The organism is Rhizomicrobium sp., from assembly GCA_037200385.1.
Lineage (GTDB): Bacteria > Pseudomonadota > Alphaproteobacteria > Micropepsales > Micropepsaceae > Rhizomicrobium.
The window spans coordinates 649,256-666,896 of record JBBCGL010000001.1 but is presented as its reverse complement, the minus strand read 5'-3'; the positions used below and the strand labels follow the sequence as shown (position 1 = coordinate 666,896).

The 17,641-nt window shown below is 67.5% G+C and carries 18 protein-coding genes; 11 read left to right on the top strand and 7 right to left on the bottom strand.

The window, feature by feature from the left end; translation table 11 throughout:
• Positions 1–320: 320 nt before the first annotated feature.
• Positions 321–1,916 carry a peptidoglycan DD-metalloendopeptidase family protein gene (locus tag WDM91_03065; protein MEI9993551.1) on the top strand — a complete coding sequence of 532 codons (1,596 nt, stop codon included), beginning with the start codon at positions 321–323 and terminating at the stop codon, positions 1,914–1,916.
• A gap of 7 nt (positions 1,917–1,923) precedes the next feature.
• Here WDM91_03065 and WDM91_03060 read toward each other — a convergent pair whose 3' ends face one another.
• From WDM91_03060 to WDM91_03050, 3 genes are read right to left on the bottom strand one after another with little or no spacing between them, the layout of a single operon-like run.
• Positions 1,924–2,799 (bottom strand): 4-(cytidine 5'-diphospho)-2-C-methyl-D-erythritol kinase, encoded by an 876-nt coding sequence (locus WDM91_03060; GenBank protein MEI9993550.1) that lies wholly within the window; start codon positions 2,797–2,799, stop codon positions 1,924–1,926.
• Positions 2,777–4,432, bottom strand: a complete 1,656-nt coding sequence (locus WDM91_03055; GenBank protein ID MEI9993549.1) for a tetratricopeptide repeat protein — start codon at positions 4,430–4,432, stop codon at positions 2,777–2,779. The genes WDM91_03060 and WDM91_03055 overlap by 23 nt, the downstream gene beginning before the upstream one ends.
• A gap of 50 nt (positions 4,433–4,482) precedes the next feature.
• A complete protein-coding gene (locus WDM91_03050) occupies positions 4,483–6,141 on the bottom strand; it encodes an electron transfer flavoprotein-ubiquinone oxidoreductase (GenBank protein ID MEI9993548.1) in 1,659 nt (552 codons plus the stop codon).
• 156 nt (positions 6,142–6,297) lie between these two features.
• Here WDM91_03050 and WDM91_03045 point away from each other — a divergent pair, with 156 nt between their 5' ends.
• Genes WDM91_03045 through moaB form a run of 3 tightly spaced genes read left to right on the top strand, consistent with a single transcriptional unit; the run spans position 6,298 to position 9,557 of the window.
• On the top strand, positions 6,298–7,164 hold the full coding sequence (locus tag WDM91_03045) for a uracil-DNA glycosylase (protein MEI9993547.1): 867 nt from the start codon (positions 6,298–6,300) through the stop codon (positions 7,162–7,164).
• A 46-nt stretch (positions 7,165–7,210) separates the two neighbouring features.
• Positions 7,211–9,034, top strand: coding sequence for a lytic transglycosylase domain-containing protein (locus tag WDM91_03040; protein MEI9993546.1), 1,824 nt, complete (start codon positions 7,211–7,213; stop codon positions 9,032–9,034).
• Positions 9,021–9,557, top strand: a complete 537-nt coding sequence (gene moaB / locus WDM91_03035; protein ID MEI9993545.1) for a molybdenum cofactor biosynthesis protein B — start codon at positions 9,021–9,023, stop codon at positions 9,555–9,557. The genes WDM91_03040 and moaB overlap by 14 nt, the downstream gene beginning before the upstream one ends.
• Here the strand turns inward: moaB and WDM91_03030 are convergent.
• The 3 genes from WDM91_03030 to WDM91_03020 are packed head-to-tail and all read right to left on the bottom strand — an operon-like array spanning position 9,554 to position 10,775.
• Positions 9,554–9,850, bottom strand: coding sequence for a type II toxin-antitoxin system RelE/ParE family toxin (locus WDM91_03030; GenBank protein ID MEI9993544.1), 297 nt, complete (start codon positions 9,848–9,850; stop codon positions 9,554–9,556). The two genes, moaB and WDM91_03030, sit on opposite strands and share 4 nt — an antisense overlap.
• Positions 9,847–10,065 (bottom strand): addiction module protein, encoded by a 219-nt coding sequence (locus WDM91_03025; GenBank protein MEI9993543.1) that lies wholly within the window; start codon positions 10,063–10,065, stop codon positions 9,847–9,849. The genes WDM91_03030 and WDM91_03025 overlap by 4 nt, the downstream gene beginning before the upstream one ends.
• A 53-nt stretch (positions 10,066–10,118) precedes the next feature.
• On the bottom strand, positions 10,119–10,775 hold the full coding sequence (locus tag WDM91_03020; protein MEI9993542.1) for a glycosyltransferase: 657 nt from the start codon (positions 10,773–10,775) through the stop codon (positions 10,119–10,121).
• A gap of 101 nt (positions 10,776–10,876) precedes the next feature.
• Here WDM91_03020 and WDM91_03015 point away from each other — a divergent pair, with 101 nt between their 5' ends.
• Positions 10,877–12,052: a phytanoyl-CoA dioxygenase family protein gene (locus tag WDM91_03015; protein ID MEI9993541.1), complete on the top strand. Its 1,176-nt coding sequence runs from the start codon at positions 10,877–10,879 to the stop codon at positions 12,050–12,052.
• Positions 12,052–12,834 (top strand): hypothetical protein, encoded by a 783-nt coding sequence (locus WDM91_03010; protein ID MEI9993540.1) that lies wholly within the window; start codon positions 12,052–12,054, stop codon positions 12,832–12,834. The genes WDM91_03015 and WDM91_03010 overlap by 1 nt, the downstream gene beginning before the upstream one ends.
• Before the next feature lie 102 nt (positions 12,835–12,936).
• Here the strand turns inward: WDM91_03010 and WDM91_03005 are convergent, their stop codons facing one another.
• Complete coding sequence (locus WDM91_03005) at positions 12,937–13,995, bottom strand: sensor histidine kinase (GenBank protein MEI9993539.1); 1,059 nt, start codon at positions 13,993–13,995, stop codon at positions 12,937–12,939.
• A gap of 212 nt (positions 13,996–14,207) precedes the next feature.
• On the opposite strand from WDM91_03005, the gene WDM91_03000 reads away from it, so the two are divergent.
• From WDM91_03000 to WDM91_02980, 5 genes are all read left to right on the top strand, one after another.
• A complete protein-coding gene (locus tag WDM91_03000; GenBank protein ID MEI9993538.1) occupies positions 14,208–15,341 on the top strand; it encodes a PA0069 family radical SAM protein in 1,134 nt (377 codons plus the stop codon).
• A 232-nt stretch (positions 15,342–15,573) separates the two neighbouring features.
• Positions 15,574–15,957 carry a DUF6249 domain-containing protein gene (locus WDM91_02995; protein ID MEI9993537.1) on the top strand — a complete coding sequence of 128 codons (384 nt, stop codon included), beginning with the start codon at positions 15,574–15,576 and terminating at the stop codon, positions 15,955–15,957.
• Positions 15,958–15,986: 29 nt separating this feature from the next.
• Positions 15,987–16,499: a sigma-70 family RNA polymerase sigma factor gene (locus WDM91_02990; protein ID MEI9993536.1), complete on the top strand. Its 513-nt coding sequence runs from the start codon at positions 15,987–15,989 to the stop codon at positions 16,497–16,499.
• Positions 16,496–16,780 (top strand): hypothetical protein, encoded by a 285-nt coding sequence (locus WDM91_02985; protein ID MEI9993535.1) that lies wholly within the window; start codon positions 16,496–16,498, stop codon positions 16,778–16,780. The genes WDM91_02990 and WDM91_02985 overlap by 4 nt, the downstream gene beginning before the upstream one ends.
• 450 nt (positions 16,781–17,230) lie before the next feature.
• Complete coding sequence (locus tag WDM91_02980) at positions 17,231–17,608, top strand: SET domain-containing protein-lysine N-methyltransferase (protein MEI9993534.1); 378 nt, start codon at positions 17,231–17,233, stop codon at positions 17,606–17,608.
• The last annotated feature ends 33 nt before the right edge of the window (positions 17,609–17,641 follow it).

Here is a 17,641-nt window from a genome sequence, read left to right as displayed (position 1 = left end):
TGCATCGATCGGCAGCAGGCGCACCTCGCAGTTCGTTCCGGCATCACCGCAGGAGGCGCATGACGCGTTCCTGGATCCGGCCGCGCCGGCGCGCAGGCATACCGGCGCAAAAGTTCCGCGACTGCGCGCGGTTTGGTCAATGCCGCGTTAACCGGATTGCAAGGGTTGACGGCCCTATTGTCAGCAAGGCTATATGCCCCCGCACGCCGGTCTCGCGGCTCGCGCCATGGTGCGATTCGAGGAACGCTTCGGCTGGGGCAGAACACTGGGCTGGGGTTGATGCGGCCCTCACGCATCAGCACTGAACGACAGGAGCCGACGTGGAACGACTTGACGCTGCGACGCGCCTGCGCCGTTCGTTGGACACGGCCGCCGCCGCCCTTTCGACCACCGATGGACGCTGGGCCGTCGTCTCCACCACGATCACCGGCCTCGTCGCCGGCTCGATGGCCTGGCTCGCCGCGAGCGCCATGCCGCCGCTCCACACCAAGACGCAGGACGCCTCGACCACCTTCCTGCCCTATCGCCTCTTCACGCAACTCGTCCAGGCCGGCAGCAATCTGATGGGCGGCCACAGCGATGCCACGCGCGCCGCGGTGCCGCCGCCCGCGCAGCTCGATCACGCTTTGGCCGACGAGGAAGCCGGCGACAACGGCAATGCGACGCCGGGAATCGAGACGCGGACGCTGACGCTGGATTCCGGCGACACGCTGGCCGGCGTGCTCGAGGATACCGGCGTGCCGAGCGCCGATGCCAACGCCGCGATCCTCGCGCTGGGCAAGGTCTACGACCTGCGCGATGCGCGGGCGGGACAGAGCTTCACGATCTCATTCGAGACGGCGCCCGAGGCCGCGGCGCCCGCGCCAAGCGGCCCAGCCGAGGCGAACACAGCAGGGATCGACGAGGACGGCGCCGACACCAATGACGTGACGCCGGTGGCGACGCCGCTGGGCCGCCTGCTGTCGATCGCCTTCTCGCCCTCGGTCGAGCACGACATCAATGTCGCGCGCCAGGCCGACGGCAGCTTTGCGGCGACGGATGCGGTCAAGAAGCTCGAGCAGCACGTCCATCGCGCCGGCGCGACGATCGATTCCTCGCTCTATCTCGCGGCGACCCAGGCGGGCATCCCGACCGACGTCGTGGTGTCGATGATCAAGATCTTCTCCTACAAGGTCGACTTCCAGCGCGACCTGCGGCCGGGCGATTCCTTCGAGGTCTATTACAGCTACTACTACACGCCGGACGGCCAGCCGGCGCGCGACGGCAATATCGATTACGCCGTGATGCGGACCAAGGGCCGCGAATACGCGCTCTACCGTTACCAGCCCGATCCCAACGCGCCGGCCGATTATTTCGACGCACATGGCGAGAGCGTGAAAGGCATGCTGATGAAGACGCCGGTCGACGGAGCGCGCATCACGTCCGGCTTCGGCATGCGCTTCCATCCCGTGCTGGGCTACACCCGCATGCACAAGGGCATCGACTTCGCGGTGCCGATCGGCACGCCGGTGATGGCCGCGGGCAACGCCACGGTGAAGGTCGCGGGCCATGCCGGCGGCTACGGCAATTACATGAAGCTCGACATGGGCAACGGCTATGGTTTCGCCTACGGCCATCTGTCGCGCTTCGCGCCCGGCATCCATCCCGGCAGCCATGTGCACCAGGGCGAGATCGTGGCCTATAGCGGCAACACCGGCGTCTCGACTGGGCCGCATCTGCACTACGAGATCCTGATCCACAACGAGCAGGTCAATCCGCTGACCGTGAAGGTGGCGCAAGGCCGCATCCTCGCCGGCCCGGAGCTGCGCGACTTCCTGATCGGGCGACTGCACACCGATGCGGTGCTGGCCTCGACGCCGCTGGAAAGCAAGGTCGCCGACGTCGCGACCGACCTGCGCCAAGCCAAGGCGCGGTAGCCGTCCCCTACACGAGCACGCGAGTCGACTGCACCCACCATTCGGGATGCGCCTGCGCGATCGCTTCGGCGGCAAGCGGCCCGGACGCCTCGCCGTCGAACAATGCGAAGCAGGTCGCGCCGCTGCCGCTCATCCGCGCCAGCAACACGCCGGGCTGGGCGCGCAGCGCCGCCAGGACGTCGCCGATCACGGGCGCGATCTCGAGCGCCGGCGCTTCGAGATCGTTCGTGGTGGACCGCAGATATTCCGCCACCGACCAGGCATCGGGGTCCCACGGGATGCGGCCCTCGCGCATGCCGACGCCGGTTCGCGTCTTGAGCCCGCGGAACACCGCGGCGGTCGGCACCGCGACCCCCGGATTGACCAGCACGAGCCGGGCGTGCGGGATGGCTTTGCTCCGCGTCACGATCTCGCCGCGCCCTTCCATCCAGGAGGTACGGCTCTCGAGGCAGACCGGCACGTCGGAGCCGAGCGCCTCCGCGATGCCGCCGAGGCCATAGGCGCCGATCTCGATGTCCCACAGGCGCACCAGTCCGCGCAGCGTCGCCGCCGCATCGGCCGAGCCGCCGCCGATTCCCGACGCGACGGGAAGGTTCTTGGTCAGCGTGATCTTTGCGCCGCGATCGCAGCGCTCCTGCAGCGCCAGGGCGCGTGCGGCGCGCAGGATGAGATTGTCACCCTCGGCCGTCAGCGCGGCACCGAACGGTCCGGTGACTTCGAGCGACAGCGTATCGGCCGGTTCGAACACCAATGTATCCGCCACCTCGGCGAACGTGACCAGGCTTTCGAGTTCGTGATAGCCGTCGGCACGCTTGTCTCCGACATGCAGGTAGAGATTGATCTTGGCCGGCGCGAAGCCGCTAATTCGGCTTGGGACCGTCATCCAGACCGTCCTTCAGCTTCTTCTCGATCGTCGCTTTGTCGGCATCGGCGGCACCGAAGGCCAATGCGTGGTTCCACTGGAACTGGGCGTCCAGCTTGCGTCCCACCCGCCAATAGGCGTCGCCCAGATGATCGTTGATCGTGGGATCGCCCGGCACCAGCTCGACGGCGTTCTCCAGCGCCTTCGCCGCTTCGCCATAGCGTCCGAGCTTGTAATAGGCCCAGCCCACGCTGTCGACGATATAGCCGTCGGTCGGCCGCAGCGCCCGCGCCTTCTCCAGCATCGCCAGCGCCTCGGGGATGTTGCGGTTCTGGTCGACCCAGGTGTAGCCCAGATAGTTCAGCAGCGTCGGCTCGTTCGGCGACAGCAGCAGCGCCTGCTTGAGATCGGCTTCGGCCGCGCTCCAGTTCTTCACGCCCTGCTCCGCCACCGCGCGCGCGAAATAGAGCGGCCAGTCGTTCGGCTTGGCGTTCCCGCGCAGGGCCAGCGCATGATTGTAGGCGTCGGAGGCTTCGGCGAACTTGTCCGTGGCGCGATAGGTATCGCCCAGTGCGATCCACGCCTCCCCGTCGGTGGGGTCGCTGTCCGTCAGCAGCTTCAGATGCGCGATGGCCTCGTCGTTGCGCGCCAGGCGCGCCTCGTCGATCGCGATCTCCACCGCCGCCATGCGATAATAGGGCGAGGACTTCTCGACCGTGCCATAGGCGGCGATCGCCTCGTCGTATTTCTGCAGATTCTCGAGCCGGTCGGCGAGCAGCACGGCGCCCAGGTCGAGCCCCGGCCGCAGATAGAGCGCCAGCCGCAAATAGAGGATGGAGACATCCGCGCTCGCCTGGTCGTTGAGCGAGGCCGCGACGCCGAACAGCGCCTCCGCCGCCCCGTCCTCGGCGCGGGTGATCAGGCCCTGCGGCTTGCGGCCGGCCTTGATGCGCGCCAGCCCCGCCAGCGCGATCGGCTTCATGGCGCCGTCGCCCGCGATCTTGCCGTAGAACGCCGCGGCGTCCGCGGCGCGGCCGTTGCGCTCCAGGAAGCGGCCATAGGCATCGACCACGCGCGGCGTCGGCCCGCTCTGCAGCGTCGCCAGATAGGAGGCGTCGGCCAGCTTGGCGTCGCCGGTGAAATCCGCCAGCAGCGCGAGATGGAACATGGCCAGCGCATCGGCGGCGCCCTGCGCGCGCAAAGCCCCGAGATCGGCGATCGCCGCCGCCTTGTCGCCCGTTCCCGCCGCCGCCCAGGCATCGATCAGCGAAACGGTGATGGCCGCGAACGGGCCCTTCGCCGAAAGGCCGATCTGCTTGCGGGCTTCGGCATAGTCACGATGCTTGAGCGCCCGCACCGCGAGGGTCAGCCGGCCGGCCCGGTCGTCGGGCTGTGTGACGACGACCTTCTCCGCCAGCTTCGCCGCATTGTCGATATCGCCGGCCGAGGTCGCGAAGAAGAACGACAGGGCCAGCAGGTCGGGGTTGGTCGGATCGTTGGCGAGCGCCTCGCGGTAGTAGCGCGCGGCGTCCTTCATGTTGTGCTGGCTCGCCGCGAAGCGCGCCGAGAGATAGATGCCGAACTCCGAGCCTTTGACATTGTCGTCCGGGGCCGTCGCCGCCGGCCGGTCCATGCTCGCGCACGCCCCCAGCATCAGGGCCATTCCAAACGCGGCAATCCGGGTGATGCGCAAAGCGAAGATCCTCACATGTTGGGGTAGTTCGGTCCGCCCCCGCCTTCCGGCGTCACCCAGTTGATGTTCTGCGCCGGGTCCTTGATGTCGCAGGTTTTGCAATGCACGCAGTTCTGGGCGTTGATCTGGAAGCGCGGTCCGCTCGCCTCCTGCACCACTTCGTAGACGCCGGCCGGGCAATAACGCTGCGCCGGCTCGTCGTACTCGGGAAGGTTTACCCTTATCGGGATGCTCGGGTCGGTCAATTTCAGGTGAACCGGCTGGTCTTCTTCGTGATTGGTATTGGAGAGGAAGACCGACGACAATTTGTCGAAGCTGATCACGCCGTCCGGCTTGGGATAGGCGATCTTCTTGCCCTTGGAGGCATGCACCAGCGTCGCATAGTCCGGCTTGCCGTGCTTGAGCGTGCCGAAGGGCGAGAACCCGAAGAGCTGGTTGAACCACATGTCGATACCGCCCAAGGGCAACAGGCCGAAGATCGTGCCGAATTTGGACCACAGGGGCTTAACGTTCCGTACCCGTTTGAGGTCCTTGTAGACGCCGCTCGCGCGATAGGCCTCTTCATAGGCATCGACCGTGTCGCCGGCCCGGCCGTCCTTGAGCGCCGCCGCCACCGCGTCTGCCGCCATCATGCCGGTGAGGATCGCATTGTGGCTGCCCTTGATGCGCGGCACGTTGACGAAGCCGGCGGCGCAGCCGACCAGCGCCCCGCCCGGGAAGGCCAGCTTGGGCACCGATTGCAGCCCGCCTTCGGTGATGGCGCGGGCGCCATAGCCGATGCGCTTGCCGCCCTCGAGATATTGCTTGAGCACATGATGGTGCTTGACCCGCTGCATCTCGTCGAAGGGCGAGGTGTAGGGGTTCCAGTAGTTGAGATGCACCACGAAGCCGATGGAGCACAGATTGTCGCCCCAGTGATACATGAACACGCCGCCGCCGGTGCGGTTGTCGAGCGGCCAGCCCGCGGTGTGCAGCACCAGGCCCTTCTTGTGCTTGCCGGGCGCGAGCTCCCACAATTCCTTGACGCCGATGCCGAACTTCTGGAAGTCGCGACCCTCGGTGAGCTTGAAGATGTTGAGGAGCTGCTTGGTCAGCGAGCCGCGCGCGCCTTCCGCAAACAAGGTGTACTTGCCCAGGATGTTCATCCCCGGGGTGAAGCCGTCCTTGTGATGGCCGTCTTTGGCGACGCCGAGATCGCCGGTCGTCACGCCTTTCACCACGCCGTTCTCGATCACCAGCGCGGCCGCCGGAAAGCCCGGATAGATCTCGACGCCCAGCGCCTCGGCCTGCGCCCCCAGCCATTTGGTGAGGTTCGACAGGCTGGCGATGTAGTTGCCGTGGTTCGACATGAAGGGCGGGAAGATGAAATCCGGGATGCGGATCGAGCCCGCCGGTCCGAGGATGTAGAAGCGGTCGTCGCTCACCGGCGTATCGAGCGGCGCACCCTTTTCCTTCCAGTCCGGGATCAGCGCGTTGAGGCCGACCGGGTCGATCACCGCGCCCGACAGGATGTGCGCGCCGATCTCCGAGCCCTTCTCGAGCAGGCAGACGGTGATGTCGGGGTTGATCTGCTTGAGCCGAATCGCGCTCGCGAGGCCGGCCGGCCCGCCGCCGACGATGACGACGTCGTATTCCATGCTCTCGCGCTGAATGGGCTCTGGCTCGGCCATGACTCGAAGTTCCGCTAATTCCCTGTAAACCGGTTATGGGGCGCTGGGATTCCGCGGTCAACCGACGTCATTGCCGCCATGCTTCGCCCTCCTCCCGGGCTCGCGAGGACGGAAAAGAGCCGCTACCCTGCGAGCACCACATGTTATCCTGATCCAATGCCGTCCTCCGACCTCGCCCCTCTCGCCGCCCTCGACTGGCTCCTCCAGGCTGGCGCCGACGAAGCCATCGTGGAGACGCCCGTCGATCGCTTCGTCACGCGGCCTGCGCCACCTTCCCCGAGGCAGGAGGTCGACACAGCGCAGCAACGTCGGGCGGCGCCTGCGGCCAGACCCGCGCCGGCGGAAGGCAAGCGCCCCCTCGCCGCGCTCACGCCTGCGAACACGCCGCCGCTCGCGACCGACGGCTTCGGTTCCGCGCTGGAGATCGCGGCGCGCGCGAGTTCCCTGGCCGAGTTGAAAGCCGCGCTCGAATCCTTCGAGGGTTCCCAGCTCAAGAAGCTCGCGAAAAGCACGGTCTTCGCCGACGGCAATCCCGCGTCACAAATCATGTTCGTCGGCGAAGCGCCGGGGCGCGACGAGGACGCGGCCGGCCTGCCCTTCGTCGGCCGCGCCGGCAAACTGCTCGACCGCATGATGGCGGCGATCGGGCTCGACCGCGGCAGCGCCTATATCATCAACGTGATGCCGTGGCGGCCGCCGGACAATCGCAATCCCGATCCCGGCGAAGTCGCGATGTGCATCCCCTTTCTGCGCCGCCATATCGAGCTGGCGCAGCCGAAGATCCTCATCCTGCTCGGCGCGGTCGCGGCGCGGCATGTGCTGGGGGTGAACGAGGGAATCATGAAACTCCGGGGGCGCTGGCTCGAATACCGCGTCGGAACTGCGATGATTCCCGTCCTGCCGACGCTGCATCCCGCCTACTTGCTCCGGCAGCCCGCACATAAGAAACTGGCCTGGCGTGATTTGCAGGCGGTGGCCGACAGGCTCGACGCGCTCGGATTGCCCGCACGCGCCAAAGAATAAGCGCAATCGGCCGCGACCATAGGGCCCTTCGAAGCAGGATAGTAATATGCGTTTTGCGACCTGGACGACCCTGGCCCTCGCCGCCGTTGCCGTGTGCGGTGTCGCGCGGGCGGAACTTCCGCTGCCCGCCGACAGCGGCGCCGCGGCGTCGGTGCCGATGGAGATCCTGTCGTCCGCCGACGTCTCGCTCTACCGCCGGATCTTCGACGCCGAGCGCGACGGCCGTTTCGACGATGCACGCGATCTCTTCGCCAAGGTCCAGGACCCGTCGCTGGAGGGCTATGTGCTGGCCGAGCATTATCTCTCGCCGCACGGCCATGCCACGCTCGCCGAGCTGGTCGACTGGATGCATCAATACGCCGACCTACCGATCGCCGACCGCGTCTATCGCCTCGCCGTGCAGCGCGCGACCAAGAAGGTGCACAAGCGTCATCACGTCGTCGTCGCCGTGATGACGGCCAGCGTGCCGGTCCCTACCGGCCCGGCGCGCCGCCGCGGCGGCGGCTATGAAGAGCATGACGCGTCCGATCCCGGGCTCGGCTCCGATGTCGGGCGCATCGCGCAGGCGCAGATCGAGCGCTTCATCAAGGCCGACCAGCCCGAGCAGGCGGCCGCAACGCTGCGCGACGCGATCGCCAATGGCGCCCCGGCCTACGATGTCGCGCGCCTCACCCAGCGCGTCGCCGCCTCCTATCTCGCCGAGGGCGAGGACCAGGCGGCGTATGACACCGCGATGAGCGTGCAGGGCGCGGCGCGCCAGAGCGTTCCGACGCTCGACTGGTATGCGGGCTTCGCCGCCTATCGTCTCGGCAATTACGAAGACGCCGGCGCGCGTCTAGAGACCCTGGCGCAGGCCGGCAGCGTGCCGAACTATCTGCGCAGCCAGGCCGCGTTCTGGGCGGCCCGGGCGCATCTGCGCTACGGCGACCCGCAGCGCGTGGTGACGCTGCTCACCGCCGCGGCGCGGGAGGAGCCGACCTTCTACGGCATCCTCGCCGAACGCCTGCTGGGCCAGGACACCCAGAACGGCTTCCGCGATCCGGTCCTCACCGCAGCCGATTTCGCCGCGATCATGGCGGTGCCGGCGGCCCATCGCGCCGTGGCGCTGGCGCAGGTCGGCGAGGAGCGCGCCTCCATCGCCGGCGAACTCAACCGCGCCTTCGGCGACAGCGACGGGAGCCGCGACATGGGCTATGCGGCATTGGCCCGCCGCATGAACGTGCCGAACATCGAGCTGCGGGCCAGCGAGACCGCCGCGGGACGCGGCATCCTGCTCACCGGCCTGTTCCCGGTGCCGGGCTACAAGCCCGATGGCGGCTACACCATCGATCCCTCGCTGGTGCTCGCCTTCATCCGCTGCGAGAGCCGGTTCGTCGCCGATGCGGTATCGCCGGCGGGCGCGCATGGCCTGATGCAGCTCATGCCCTACACGGCGACGAAGTTCGGCGGCAATGGCGCGGTCTCGGCGCTGCACGATCCGACCTACAACATGTCCATCGGCCAGCGCTACATCGCCTATCTGCTCGATTCCTACGGCGGAAATCTCGTCCAGGTGCCGGCCGCCTACAATGCCGGCCCGATGCGCGTCGCCGGCTGGATCAATGCCAGGGCCGGGAAGGAAGACGATCCGCTGGTCTTCATCGAGAGCATCCGGATCAGCGAGACCCGCTATTACGTCAAGCGCCTGCTGATGTATCACTGGCTCTACAGCCGCCGCCTCGGCCAGCCGACGCCGAGCCTCGACATGACGGCGGCCGGCAACTGGCCGACCTATCGCGCCCCGGCCCAGCCGCCCGCGCCGCGTCCGCCGGCGGTGCCCGCCGACCAGCAGCCCGCTGCGAGCACCGTGGTGAGCGATGCCCGGTATTGACGAGAGCATCGCCTTCGTCCCGGTCCGCATCGCGATCATGACCGTGTCGGACACCCGCAGCCTGGCCGACGACAAATCCGGCGACACGCTTGCCGCGCGCATCCATGACGCGAACCACGTCCTCGCGGCGCGCCTCATCGTGAAGGACGACCAGGCGCTGATTGCCGCGCAGCTGCGCGACTGGATCGCCGACCGGCAGATCGACGTCGTGATCTCCACCGGCGGCACGGGCCTCACCGGGCGCGACGTGACGGTCGAGGCCTTCAAATCGGTGTTCGAAAAAGAGATCGACGGCTTTGCCGCGATCTTCCATCAGATCAGCTACGCCAAGATCGGCACCTCGACCGTCCAATCCCGCGCCTGTGCGGGCGTCGCGGGCGGCACCTACCTCTTCGCCCTGCCCGGCTCGCCCGGCGCCGTGAAGGACGGCTGGGACGGCATCCTGAAATCCCAGCTCGACATCCGCCACAAGCCCTGCAACTTCGTCGAGATCCTGCCGCGGCTGGAAGAGCACAAGCGCTAGCTGCGCCTTTGCCAGTGCGCCGGGTCGCGGCTGCTGTGCAGGCACGCCGTGATCACAATGTCCTCGTCTCTAACGACAAAAAACATGCCATAGGGAAATCTGCGCAAGGGTGCGCGGCGAATGGATCCCAACCGGATTTGGTAGCCAAGGGGATTCCGCACGATGTTGCCGAGAGCCGCGTCGACGGCGCGCAAAAACTCCGTGCCGAGCCCGTCGGAACGCGTCTCATACCAGTCGAATGCGTCTTGGATGTCAATTTCTGCTTCGCGCTTGAAATTCAACGCGCGCGTCATTTTACGCGCGACCAAAGTCGCGCGCGAACGTCATTCCAGTCCAGCACATCCGATGGATTTGCCTCGAGCTCGGCCAAGCGCCGATTCAATTCGGCCTCTTGCGCCTCTGTGAGCGGTGGACCCTCCGAATCCGCCGCGATGCTATCCCACAGGTCTTCGACCAGTTGAATGCGCTCGGCCAGCGGCAGCTTGAAGATATCGCGGATATCGTTCATGGCGGGATTATCCCAAAAGTTGTGGGCCGCGGCAAGATACGGATGGCTCGGCGCTAGCCGATCTTCGCGACCACCGAGCTGGGGACGCGCAACGCATGCAGCATCGCGACCAATGCGCCGCGGCGCTTCTCCGCGCGCTCCGGCGTGTTGACGGCCTTGGCGCGCAGCTGCACCAGCCGCGCGCGGCCGATGCGGCGCACCAGGTCGGCGTCTTCCATCGCGATGGGGCGATGGCCGCCCAGCTTCTGGTAGAGCCGCCGCGGAATGAGCAGACCCTGATCCGCATAAGGCAGCGCGAACAACCGCGAGCGCCACGCCACCATCGCCTCGCGCCGCCGGGCCGCGGCTTCGAAATCGTCGAGCGCGAAGCCGAAGACGGCGGCGCGCGGCCGCTCCAAGGTTGCCGCGCCCATGAACGAGTCCGCCTCGTTCTCCCAGCCCGCTTCGAGCGCCGTTCCCGGCAGCAGGAACAGAAGCCACTCGCCCCGCGCCAGCGCGGCACCGGCCGCGAAGCAAGCCGCGCGCCCGCTGTCCGCCCGCGCGATATGGCAGCCGGCAGCGTCCGCGATCACCAGCGTGTCGTCGTTCGAGCCGCCATCGGCGACCACCACCTCCTTCACCAGCCCGCGCACCGTGGCGCCGATCAGGCTGTCGAAGCAGCGCGGCAGCGCGCTTTGCGAATTGAGTGTCGGAATGACGACGCTTATCATGCGCCAACTATGACCGGTCCGGGCGGCGGCGACAAAAACTTTCCTGTCGCACGGGTTGGCGGCAAAGAATATTACGGGACTTACATCTGGGGGCGGATGCAATGGGCGAACTCGACGATCTGAAGGTCTATGGCGAAAGCCCGACCGGCTGGTGCGCGGCCACGCCGCCGAACGAGACCACCGACGACGATGGGGCGCCCTACGTTCCCGAACTGGGTTCCGGCCGCGTCGACCCCCGCGCGCCCGGCGGACGCGCCTACGACCACCCGGACGTCCAGGCCCTGCGCGCCCATCTGCGGCAGCACAATGGCCTGCGCGGCGTCGAGATCGTCGAGCCGCATGAGGTCGAGCGCGCCGCCCGCATCTTCTTTCGCGACGGCTTCGTCGTCGTGAACAATCTGCTCGATCCGGCGCGCCTGGCCGTCTGGCGCGAGGCTTCGGCCCGCGTGCTCGGGCTGATCCTCCAGAACAAGGGCGAGGGGACGCGCAAATACATCACCGAGACCGGGCGCCTGCCCCACCGCTATTCCTACGGCACGGCCTCGGCGAGCCGGGAGCTGCTGCACGATCCGGTCTGGGCGGCGATGATCGACCTGCCGACCACGACGCCGATCCTGACGAAGATCTTCGGCACCGCGGACTACTTCGTGCGCGGCGCGGGCGGCGACCTCTGCCTGCCCGGTGCGATCGAGTATCAGGGCCTGCATGCCGACACCCGCGACAGCTTCCAGATCACGCCGGCGCGCCGCGAACAGGCGGCGCGGGTCGGCATCCGTCTCGACAAAATTCCGGGTACGGATGAACTCGATCCCGCCGCGGCGAGCCTGATCCTCGAGCGCACCCCGCCGCATGTGACGATCAACTTCCTGATGAGCGATTTCACCTGGGAGAACGGCCCGATCCGCCAGATCCCCGGCACCCATGGCCGGGTGCCCAAGCCGCCGCTGCTGGCGGACGAGCCGGAATGGATGCGGCTCTCCACCCTGGTCGGCGCCAAGGCGGGCGCGGGCGTGTTCCGCGACAACCGGGCCTGGCACGGCGCGACGCCGAACCTGTCGCGCGAGATCCGCGCCATGCCGAATGTCGAATACCACGCGCCCTGGGTCGATCCCGCGCAGTACTGGAAGTCGATGCCGCACGAGATTTGGGAGACCCTGTCGCCGCATGCCCAGGCGCTCTGCCGCCATGTAAAGGAAGCCCCCGGCGTCTGGCCGGCCGGCGCCGGCGTGATGCATCCGCTGGCGGCGAAGCGCAAAGCGGCGAAGGAATTGACCTAGTGGCGGGCCTCCCTGGACGGCGGGGAGGATGGCTCGCGCTTCGCATCCTGTTCGGTCTCGCCTTCGCCGCCGGTCTGCTCGGCGACGCATCCGCCGGCACGCAGGGGCGCGCGGGCATCCTGATCCTGGGCGATTCCAACAGCGAAGGCCCGTTCGGCGGCACGCTGTACGACGCCTTGCGCGCGCTGCGCGATCCGGTGTCGGGCGCGCCGCTCAAGGTGAGCATCTTCGCCAAATGCGGCGCCGGCGCGAACGACTGGACCAGCCGCGACTACGCCCGCATCGATTGCGGCGCCTGGGCCTGCGACGACGGCCGCGCGCTGTCCGCATGCCGCCATTTCATGGGCGGCAGCATCCCGCCGCTGGCCCGGCTCTATGACGAGCTCGGCGCCGAACGCCGCGTCACGCTCCTCGTCCTCGGACTCAACATGATCATCGGCAACCGCGCGGAGAAGCTGCGCGACGCCGACCGCCTGATGGCGGCGATCCGGGCGCTGGGCAGCGCCTGCATCTGGGTCGGCCCGCCGCAGCCCGGCGACCTGTTCGTCGATCCCGCGATCTATGAGCGCTTCGTCGCCGACCTGAAGCGCACGGTCGTCCGCGGCGGCTGCCGCTACATCGCGAGCGACGACAAGACCGATCGCCGCGATCTCGGGCGGCACACCAGGGACGATCACTATTCTCGGCAGGACGCGATCCGCTGGGCCCGCAAGGTGCTGGAAGAATTGGCGCGCCCCGTGGATCGCGACGACAAGCCTCTGCTCGCGCTGTTCGCGCCGTAGGGTCTGGACTCGATCGGAGCCTTGATCCCCTGCCGTCATGGGCGTCCTTGAGGCGCCCATGACGACCTTTTTTCCATTCAATCGAGTCCGGACCCCAGACGGTCAGAGCGACCGCGACGCGGACTGCCCGACCAGCACGGGGACATAGCTGTGCACGATCGACACCTTGGTCCCGGGCTTCGCATCGGCGATGCCGACATGCGCACTGAGCTGCTTGGCCAGCGCCTGGACGATGCTTGTGCCCAGGCCGGGCTTCGCGCTCTCGGGATTCTCGGGCATGCCGATACCGTTGTCGGCGACCGACAGCGTCCAATTGGGCCCGCGCGCATGATAGTCGACCAGGATCTGTCCGTCGCGATTGCCGGGAAAGGCGTGTTTGAGCGCGTTGATCACCAGCTCGGTGACGATGAGGCCCAGGCTGACCGAGGTGTCGGCGGTGGTGATGCTGTCGTCCGAGGTAACCAGCAGCGCGAGACGGCTGTGATCGGGGATCATCGAGGCGCCGATGCTGGCGCACAATGCCTTGAAATAGGGACGCAGCTCGACATCGCCCAGCCGCGAGGCCGCGAGCTGCTGCTGCAGCGCCGCCACCGACATCACCCTTTGATGGGCGTCGTAGAGATGGCTTCGCGTCTCCTCCGACTGCACCTTGCGGGCGCTCTGCATCAGCACGCTGGCGATGATCTGGAGACTGTTGGCGACCCGGTGATGGAGCTCCTTGAGCAGCACGTCCTTTTCGCGCAGCAGGTCCTCCTTGAGCCGCTCGGCGATGCGCGCATCCGTCACGTCCGAGACCGACAGCACGATCCGGACCTCGCCGTCGCCGGCATAGCTGAGTTTGGTGGCGCTCAGGACGAGGCGCCGGGTTTCATGGTCGTCGCGCACCAGGTCCATCTCGTATCCGTCGATGGCGGCAAAGCCCATTGCGGTCGCGGTCAGCAAGGACGTCAGCTGCGGCATGCCCCATTCGCCGGCGCCCAGCTCCGCCACGGTATGTCCGGTTGCGACCGCCGGATCGACGTGAAAGGCCGCGCAGAAAGAGGCACTGGCCGCGACAATCTTGAGGTCGCCGTCGAGCAGCAGGACCGGCGCAGCGGAGGCCGCCACGACCGCCAGGGCGAGGTTGAGGGCAACGGCCGTATCAGGCGATTGGGCAGCCATGGCCACCCCTTTCTAGAAGACCGGAGGCTCGCGAAGCGAAAGCCATCCCCGTCGAACGTCTCGGTCTGCGCCCGGCCCGCACGGGCCGCGACGCCCACCGCGCCGCACCATAGCACGTCGGTTCCGCTGTGTACGCAATAGCACGCAGGCCGCGGCTATCGATCAAATTTGTACTTGCTTTGTTCTATATCGCGCACTATATTCTTATCACCATGACGACGGTCCTAGACATCACGGCTGACAGGCGGCTCCTTCGGGGCCGGGGGGCGCTTTCCAATGCGGTGGGGCGCTATGAGACTCAGGCGCGCGTTCTCGTCGACGACGGATGGGACGATGGCTGGCGGGCCGAGGACGGGGCGCCGCCGCCCCTGCGCACCGAGGTCATCCGCGACGCCAGCCGCAGCATCATCGCGCGCAACAAATCGCCGGACATCTCCTTCGACCAGTCGATCAATCCCTATCGCGGCTGCGAGCATGGCTGCATCTACTGCTTCGCACGGCCGACCCATGCCTATCTCGGCATGTCGCCCGGCGCCGATTTCGAATCCCGGCTGTTCGCCAAGCCCAATGCGGCCGAGCTTCTGGCGCGGGAATTGTCGGCGCCGGGCTATGTCCCCAAGGTGATCGCCATCGGCACCAACACCGATCCCTATCAGCCGATCGAGAAGAAGATGCGCATCATGCGCTCGGTGCTCGAAGTGCTGCGCGATTTCCGCCATCCGGTCGGGATCGTGACCAAGTCGCCGCTGGTGCTGCGCGACGTCGACATCCTGTCGGAGATGGCGCGCGACGGCCTCGCCAAGGTCGCGCTGTCGGTCACCACGCTCGACCGCGGCTTGGCGCGGGTGATGGAGCCGCGGGCCGGCACGCCGCAGCGCCGCCTCGACGCGATCAAGGGCCTGTCGGAGGCCGGCATCCCCACCGCGGTGATGTTCGCGCCGGTGATCCCGGCCCTGAACGACAGCGAGATGGAAGCGGTGCTGGCAGCGGCGCACGACAAGGGCGCGCGCAGCGCCGGCTATGTGCTGCTGCGCCTGCCGCTGGAGATCAAGGATCTGTTCCGCGAATGGCTGGAGGCCAACCGGCCCGACAGCGCCAAGCACGTCATGTCGCTGATCCGCTCGATGCGCGGCGGCAAGGACTACGACGCCAATTGGAACACCCGCATGAAGGGCACCGGCCCCTATGCCGAGATGATCGGGCGCCGCTTCCACATGGCGGTCAAGCGCATCGGCCTGAACCAGGAGGTGCGCTCGCTGACCACGGCGAAATTCCGCAAGCCGCCCAAGACCGGCGACCAGCTCAGCCTGTTCGATGCCCCCAACGCGAGCCGCGCGGCGCGCTGAGGCGGCCGCGCCTTTTGCTTGCCCGTACGGGGGATATGACGCGCGTTTATCGGCTTTCGTCGAATACCGACCCTGGTCGGGGGGAGCCTGTTGGGTTGGGGCTTTTCCTCCGGAAGGGCCTGCACATGTCCGGCCGCCCCGCCTGCTGGAGGCGCTTGCATCCGTTCGCGACTCCGCGCGCATCTAATCCCCTCGAACACCGCCCGCGGGCGGAAAAAGAAGGGAATCGTCCATGGTCACCGGGGTCGTCGCCATCGCCATCACATTCTGGATCGTCATCGGCATCGTCGTCGTGGCGAACGGCTATTTCGTTTTCCAGGTCCGCGTCGCGCGCTACCGCGTGATGCAGACCCTGGCCGAGAAGGGCCAGCCCGTGCCGCCCGAGCTGCTCATCGGCGCCCTGCGCCGCGCCCCGGTGGGGATGATGCGCGGCGGCATCGTGCTGCTCTGTCTCGGCCTGGCGCTGGGCACCTTCCTCTGGGCGATGACCGCCCAATCGGTGTTCGCCGGCCCGATCCCCGATGCCGGCTGGCTGCCTTCGGTGGCCCTGTTCCCGATCATGATCGGCGTCGCGCTGCTGCTGATGGCGCTGTTCGAGCGCCGGCGGCCGGTCTGAGACGGAGGCGCGCCTTGGCGTAACCCGCAATGGATGACAGCGCGCTGGTCGGACGCGCGGCGGCGAAGGACGTCGCCGCCTTCAGCCAGCTTGCGCGCGGCCATCAGTCCAAGGTGCGCGGCCTGCTGCTGCGGCTGACCCGCGGCAACCACGCGCTGGCCGACGATTTGGCGCAGGAGACCTTCCTCGAAGCCTGGCGCGGGCTCGGCAATTTTCGCGGCGACAGCGCCTTCTCGACCTGGCTCTACCGCATCGCCTATTCGCGCTTCCTGATGCATGCACGCAAGCGCCAGGACGCGCCGCTCGGCGACTGGCACGGCGAAGCACCGAGCGGCGAAGGCGCCGCCCTCGCCCGCATCGATCTGGAACGCGCCTTCGCGAGACTCTCGGCGCCGGAGAGCGCGGCGCTGACCCTGTGCTTCGCGCTCGGCCTCTCGAACACCGAGGCGGCGCAGGCGCTCGACATGCCGCTCGGCACGCTCAAATCGCATGTGCTGCGCGGCCGCGAGAAACTCAAAGCGACCCTGGGAGATCCGTCATGACGATGACCGACAGCGAACTCGATGCCCTGCTCGCCGCGCCACTGCCCGAGCGCGATGCCGGCAGCTTCTCCGTCGTGCTGATGGAGCGCATCGCGCACGACCAGGCCCGCCCGGCGCGCATCCTCGCCTGGATCACGGTGGGGATCCTGTTCGCGCTGGTCGGCCTCGCCTGCGTCTTCGCGCCGCTCGCGGCGCGCTCGGCCTCCATCGCCCTGCCCGCGGCGCTCACGCTCCTGACCCTGCTGCTGTCCTTCGCGGTGCTGCAGGCGGCGCGGGAGTGACACAAAGGCCGAACTGATCAATGGTGCGCACGTGCATGCTCGTACTGGATGCACGTCTCTAGTCGTCCCCAGGTTAGGCCGCTGTCATGGCGACCAATGCCCCAAACGCGGCGCAGCTCCGCTGCACAAGGTGGGTCGCGCGGCGCACCCGACACAAACATCCAGACAGCGAGCAACCCTGCTGGCGCGAGCAGTGCCGCTGCGAGCAAAATACTGCGCCACGACGGCGGCACGATCGTCGCCCGCTTGGTCCGCCGTGATCTCGTCGCCAAGGCATGTCTCGACGATCTGGACAACCTCAGGCCTCTGTCTGCGTTAGGGCCAATACACATTCGAGCAGCAGCCTGCGCTTGGCGAATGTCACACGGTCGCTGGGAGCTGGCAAATACTGTCAAAGAGATGCGGCACGCGATAGGAAGAAGCACACACTAGCAAGTGCAAGGACATCCCATGGACAAGATCGCCTGGGTCCGCTTTCCCGGCAAAGGCCGCGGCGTCGTCGCGCGCGCCGCCATCGCGGCCGGCGAGATCGTCGAGACCTCGCCCGTCCTGCCGCTGGCGCTCAAGGATTCCGAATGCCCCGGCCTCGACAGCTACAGCCTCGCCTGGGGCGAGGACGTCGAGGGCGGCCTCGGCCCGCAAAAGGATTGCGCCATCGGGCTGGGCTATCTGAGCCTCTACAACCATTCCGCCGCGCCCAACGTGACCTTCGACCACCGTTACGCCGCCGAGGAGATCGCGGTCCGCGCCCTGCGCGACATCGTGGCGGGCGAGGAGCTGACCATCGATTACGGCGTGCCGCTGTGGTTCGACCAGACGGTTTCCTGACCCGCCGCATCGGTGCATAACTCGATCCGTTCG